The sequence below is a fragment of the Halomonas sp. WWR20 genome (genome assembly GCF_054602495.1).
This window is the reverse complement of the sequence record NZ_JBTRHR010000010.1, coordinates 112,627-119,060: the sequence shown is the minus strand read 5'-3', so window position 1 is coordinate 119,060 and position 6,434 is coordinate 112,627. Positions and strand designations below refer to the sequence as shown.

4 protein-coding genes are annotated in these 6,434 nt (G+C 51.8%); 3 read left to right on the top strand and 1 reads right to left on the bottom strand.

Annotated elements, in window-relative coordinates; translation table 11 throughout:
- A partial coding sequence (locus ACW4DH_RS16720) for an IlvD/Edd family dehydratase (protein ID WP_459637541.1) occupies positions 1-1,467 on the bottom strand: 1,467 nt, incomplete at its 3' end.
- Between the two features lie 982 nt (positions 1,468-2,449).
- Here ACW4DH_RS16720 and arfA point away from each other — a divergent pair.
- From arfA to ACW4DH_RS16705, 3 genes are read left to right on the top strand one after another with little or no spacing between them, the layout of a single operon-like run.
- Positions 2,450-3,964, top strand: coding sequence for an arabinosylfuranosidase ArfA (gene arfA, locus ACW4DH_RS16715; protein ID WP_459637540.1), 1,515 nt, complete (start codon positions 2,450-2,452; stop codon positions 3,962-3,964).
- Positions 3,965-3,994: 30 nt separating this feature from the next.
- Entirely contained in the window at positions 3,995-5,083 is a 1,089-nt protein-coding gene (locus tag ACW4DH_RS16710; protein WP_459637539.1) for an ABC transporter ATP-binding protein, read from the top strand.
- Between the two features lie 42 nt (positions 5,084-5,125).
- Complete coding sequence (locus ACW4DH_RS16705) at positions 5,126-6,403, top strand: extracellular solute-binding protein (protein ID WP_459637538.1); 1,278 nt, start codon at positions 5,126-5,128, stop codon at positions 6,401-6,403.
- Positions 6,404-6,434 lie beyond the last annotated feature (31 nt).

Sequence of the window (6,434 nt, the reverse complement as noted above, 5' to 3'; positions counted from 1 at the left end):
GACGTGCAGCACCACGGTGCCGTAGGCGGTGCCGCTCATGCGCGCATCGGAGATACGGACCATGTCGGTGATGCCCTGCTCAAGCAGCTTGGCCGGCAGGCCCATGTTGCCGACCTCGGCCATGCCGTGATAGCCGCGCGGACCGCAGTTCTTCATCACCAGCACGCTGTCGGCCGTGACGTCGAGATCGGGGTCGTTGATGCGCGCCTTGTAGTCGTCGAAATCCTCGAATACCACCGCCTGGCCGCGATGGGTCATCAGCTCGGGAGTCGCTGCCGAGGGCTTCAAGACTGCGCCATTGGGTGCCAGGTTGCCGCGCAGAATGCAGATCCCCCCATCGGCGACCAAGGGATTGTCGAGCGGGCGAATCACGGCGTCGTTATAGTGCGGGGCGTCCTTGACGTTGTCCCACAGGGTCTGGCCATTGACGGTCAGGGCATCCTTGTGCGGCAGGCGGTCGGCCTCGCCGAGACGACGCAGCACCGCAGGCAACCCGCCGGCGTAGTAGAACTCCTCCATCAAAAAGCGCCCCGAGGGCTGCAGGTCGACAATGGTCGGTGTGTCACGGCCGATGCGCGTCCAGTCGTCGAGGGTAAGGTCCACCCCGATGCGCCCGGCGATGGCCTTCAAGTGAATGACCGCGTTGGTCGAGCCGCCTATCGCGGCGTTGGTACGGATGGCGTTCTCGAAAGCGCCTTTGGTGAGGACCTTGGAGAGTCTGAGGTCCTCGTGGACCATCTCGACGATACGGTTGCCGGACAGATGCGCGAGTACGTAGCGACGCGAATCCACCGCCGGGATGGCGGCGTTATGCGGCAAGGAGGTGCCCAGCGACTCGGCCATGCAGGCCATGGTCGAGGCGGTGCCCATGGTGTTGCAGGTGCCGGCGGAGCGCGACATGCCGGCCTCGGCGGCCATGAAGTCGTGCAGCGAGATCTTGCCCGCCTTGACTTCTTCCGACAGCCGCCAGACCACGGTGCCCGAGCCGATGTCCTTACCCTCATGCTTGCCGTTCAACATCGGCCCGCCAGTGACCACGATGGTGGGGATATCGCAGCTCGCCGCGCCCATCAGCAGCGCCGGAGTGGTCTTGTCGCAGCCGACCAGTAGCACCACGGCATCCAGGGGATTGCCGCGGATCGCCTCCTCGACGTCCATGCTCGCCAGGTTGCGGGTGAACATCGCCGTGGGGCGCAGGTTGGACTCGCCGTTGGAGAATACCGGGAACTCCAGCGGATAGCCGCCGGCCTCGAGCACGCCCTTCTTGACGTGCTCGGCGATCTTGCGGAAATGGGCGTTGCAGGGCGTGAGTTCCGACCAGGTATTGCAGATGCCGATGATCGGCTTGCCCTGGAACTCATGGTCGGGGATGCCCTGGTTCTTCATCCAGCTGCGGTACATGAAACCGTTCTTGTCGGCGCTGCCGAACCACTCGGCGGAGCGAAGCGGGTGTTTGGTGTCTGGCATAAATGCTTCTCCTCAGTCAGGACTTTGAGCAGCTCCTGACGCTTCTCAGTATCTAATCAACCAGCATTTGCCAACTAGATGAGAAATACATTAAGTAGGTCTGCAACAACCAACAAATATTAGTTTTGCTTTAAATCGATATAGATATTTGTATGAACTGGGATTTAATCAAGGGAACAAGGGCATTCTGCAATGGAAGCCCTCTTCTTCGGTTCGACTAAAGTGAAATAATTCGTCTTGAAATTGAAGATTCTCCCCCGTAACCGGTTATAACCAGAGAGGGAAATCCAGGGTTAAATGAGCGAAGAGATACACATTGGCAATGAGGCAGATCGACAAATGCCAAGTGCATGAATTGGGATTGATTATTAGATATATTGTCGCATACCAATCAATAAACGCAGAAAACATAATTTTTTATTCCCGCATGGCAACGGCCAGGGGGGATAGACGCGGCAAAGATATCTTTCGCGCCCATCTCCTCACAGAGGAAGTACTCTGCCGGAAAGCATGCGGGATTCGCATGCTTGTAAAAAAACATGCCTTTCAATTAAGTGTGACCCGAAAAGTACTGAGTGAGGATCGTGATTTCTAGTTAATTATCTAAATCGTCAAGCATTTTGGAGGCTACCGGTTAACGCATTTCCAAGTTGACAGCGGTGCGATGCGCACTCTTGTCCAGAACGGGAACAAGCTGTAAGTAGCATACTTTAGTCTACACGAAGAAAACTGTCCGACGGAAGGGTTCCCATAAACACTAGCCTCCTTATGTTTCGATAACTCTTATTGTATCAGTTTTAGGTTAAGTGTGTATTTGTTGCTTATCCCTTTCCTTTTTAAGTTAGCTTCTGGAAAGCAAAGAATGCCCGGAGGCTGAGTAGAAGCGTCCTCGTCGGCATCACTTGTTCAGAAGCTGACGAAAATGAGAAATTTCGAATAAATTGATGCAGCTGCTTTAAGCAAAATGAGTCTGGAGAGAAATATGCGCGTCAAAGCTGTAGTGCACAAAAGCTTCAAAATCAGTGATATAGATGAGCGCCTATATTCTGCTTTTATTGAGCACATGGGGCGCGCAATCTACTCGGGAATTTATGAGCCGGGGCACCCGAAAGCCGACGAGGATGGCTTTCGTAGCGACGTACTTGAGCTGGTCAGGGGACTGAAAATACCGGCTATCCGTTATCCTGGGGGTAACTTCGTATCAGCCTACAACTGGGAAGACGGCGTTGGTCCCAAGGAAGAACGACCTGTCCGCCTCGATCTCGCTTGGCGTTCAAAAGAGACCAACCAAGTAGGAACAAATGAGTTTGCCAAGTGGGCCGCCAAGGCCGACATAGAAATGATGCTCGCGGTCAACCTAGGATCTCGTGATCTTAATGCAGCACGCAATTTCGTTGAATACTGCAACCACCCTTCCGGGACCTACTGGAGCGATCTTCGTCGCAGCCACGGCGTGGAAAGGCCGTACGATGTGAAAATGTGGTGCATTGGGAACGAAATGGATGGGCCTTGGCAGATAGGGCATAAAAGGGCAACGGAGTACGGGCGCCTGGCCAACGAGACATCCAAGGCTCTCAAGGTATTCGATCCTTTGATCGAAACAGTTGCTTGTGGAAGCTCGAATGATGAGATGCCAACTTACCCTGATTGGGAAAGGCAGGTCCTAGAAGAGTGCTACGAGAACGTTGATTACATTTCTCTCCATAAGTATTTCGGGAATTCAAGAAGAGATACGCTGAATTATTTCGGTAAAATCGAGGAAACTGGTCGCTACATTCAGTCGATCGGTGGAGTTATAGACTTCGTGAAAGCAAAGAAACGAGCAAAAAACGATGTCTTTATCTGTTTCGATGAGTGGAATGTTTGGTACCACTTGCGAGAAGAAGACTCGCAGCGCTGGAAACAATGGGACTGGCCTGAAGCACCGCATTTACTTGAGGAAACCTATAATTTCGAGGATGCGCTTTTTATTGCCGGTCTGCTCAATGAATTTATCCGGCGCAGTGACCGAGTAAAGATTGCCTGCATCGCCCAGCTTGTCAACGTCATTGCGCCCATTCGGGCTGAACGAAACGGTCCTGCCTGGTGCCAGACCATCTATTATCCGTATCAGTTTGCCTCACTTTATGGGCGAGGATCAGCGCTGAATGTGAGCGTCGATGGTCCGACTTATGATTGCGAAGCGGCATCCGACGTGCCCTATCTAGACGTAGCCGCTGTGCATAACACGCCTAACGGCGAGATGACGCTATTTATCATCAACCGTCATCTTGAAGACAGTGCAGAACTCAACCTGGAACTTGGCGGCTTCGATAAATGTAAGATAGTGCGCCATATGACAATGGCTGGTCATGATCTAAGGGATACAAACTCAGCAGAAGAGCCCAATCGCGTCGTTCCAGAAGAAGCTCATGGCTTGACTGTGGAGGAAGTCCGCAGGATTACCGGATCTATTCCTCCGCTTTCCTATCATGTAGTACTGCTGACCTGCGAATGACTTACTGCCAAGACGCAAAAGAGGCTCTTTATGGACGGTGTCAAGCTGAAGAACGTTGAGAAGAACTTTGGGGACGATAAAATCATTCATGGGGTTTCCATGGACATCGCTCAAGGGGAGTTTGCCGTCTTCGTGGGTCCTTCCGGCTGTGGAAAATCTACATTGCTACGTACTATTGCAGGCTTGGAGGAGTGCAATGGAGGTAGTATAAAGATCGAAGGCAACGAGGTCACAGGCTTGGGGCCAGCGCAGCGCGGCGTGGCCATGGTCTTCCAATCCTATGCACTCTACCCGCACCTCACGGTGTTTGAAAATATGGCGTTCTGTCTGCGTCTGGCAAAAAGGAAGAAGCCGGAGGTGGAAGAAAAGGTTCGCCAAGCTGCACGTATTCTTCAGCTTGAAGAGCACTTATCCAAGAAGCCATCCCATCTCTCCGGTGGCCAACGCCAGCGAGTGGCTATTGGTCGGGCTATTGTTCGTCAACCGCAAGTTTTTCTTTTTGACGAGCCGTTATCCAACCTTGACGCTGAATTGCGTGTTCAAATGCGCCTAGAGCTTGCCCGATTGCACAAACAGATTGGTGCAACAATGATCTATGTCACTCATGATCAGGTCGAAGCAATGACGCTGGCAGATAAGATTTTTGTGCTCAAACACGGCACTGTGCAGCAAGCAGGCAGACCACTAGATCTTTACGATGATCCTGATAACCAATTTGTTGCCGGGTTTATCGGTTCGCCCAGCATGAATTTCATGACCGGCAAGGTCGTGTCGCAAGAGGAAAATACTGTAACTATCAAGCCAGAAGATAATGATGGGGGGGTAGTTACGGCACAGATAAATTACCAACAGCTTGACGAGGGCCTGACCGTCACGCTAGGCGTACGACCAGAGCATCTAGAAATTACGGATAATCCCCAAGCCGGCATCCACATTAAGGTAGATATGGCTGAAGAGCTTGGTGGTGTCTCATACCTCCATGCTCACACACTTTCTGGTCAGCACATCATTATAGAAAGGCGTGGGGCGCGGGATAACATGGAGGGAAAAGAAATATTTATTACGACCTCCCCGCAAAAGGCCCTTTTATTCGATAGTACGGGAAAACGTCTAAGATAGTCTGAGGCCAGATTTAATAAAACAATGAAAGGGAGAAACTCTATGCATAAGATGTTAAAAATATTAGCCGTTTCGACTGCACTTTTGTCATGGGCTATGCAGGCTGAGGCGCAAACCCAGCAAATCGAGTGGTGGGATTTTTTCACAGGTGGTGACGGGGTGCGTATGAAGTCTCTCATCAAGGAGTTTAATGAGGCGCATCCTAATATCCAGATAAACGCCACCTCTCTCGAGTGGGGTAATCCCTTCTATACAAAGGTAAATACGTCTACGGCTGTTGGCCAAGGCCCTGATGTAATGAGTTATCACTTGTCTCATATCCCCGCTGCTGTTCAGGCCGGCACCCTTAGCGAAATAACTGCAGCGGATCTCGAAGAAGCAGGTCTTTCCAAGAATGACTTCCACTCGAGGAGCATTCAGGCGGCTACTATAAATGGTAAGATATATGGCGTGCCTTTAGATATTCACTCCATTGTGCTTTATTACAATAAGCGCCTGCTAGAAGGGTCCAGATTCCTTGATGATAATAAGTTGACAGGTATAGAAAGTGTTGAGGATTTTGAAGAGGCGTTAAGTTATGCCAAGGAAAAAGGGAGCGAATCACCACTGTCCTATGCAACCAGCGATGATGGTGGTGTCTGGCGTGTATTTTATACGCTGCTTGCTCAACAGAACGGCGAATTTATAGAAGATGGCGAAATCCTGCCTGGAGACAATGCCGACAAGGCTGCTAAAGCAATCAATACTATGGCGCGCTGGCAAGAAAACGGTTGGACGCCCGAGCAGGCGTCGTATAGCGCATCGGTAGCCCTGTTCAGTGCCGGCAAGTCAGCGTTCCATCTGAACGGCGTATGGGAAGTTCCCACCTTTACCGATCTGGCCGAGCGGGATGCCCTGGGCTTCGACTGGGCAGCAGTGCAATTGCCCGCCCTCATGAAAACGCAGGCGACCTGGGCGGATTCACATGCTTTCGCGATTCCAAATGAAGGCGATGATACGGTTTCGGGTGAGAAGCGCAAGGCGGTTATGGAAGCTATTGGCTGGATGGAAAGACATGCCATTCAATGGGCTAATGCAGGGCACATTCCAGCCTACAAACCCATAACGCAAAGCGTCGAATATCAGAAAATGGATCCAAACGCAACTTACTCCCCCTTGGTTGAGACGGCGGTTTACGATCCTCCTTCGGAAATTACCGGGGTTGGATCACCAACTTACGATGCGGCAATCAATATCATATCGCCGGCTATCCATGGGTATATGTCTGGTGCTGACGCAGTAGAAATGTTGAAAGAGCAACTACAGCCTCTACTCAACTAGCCCTCCAAGCTAGCGTGGCGGCTCAGCCCCG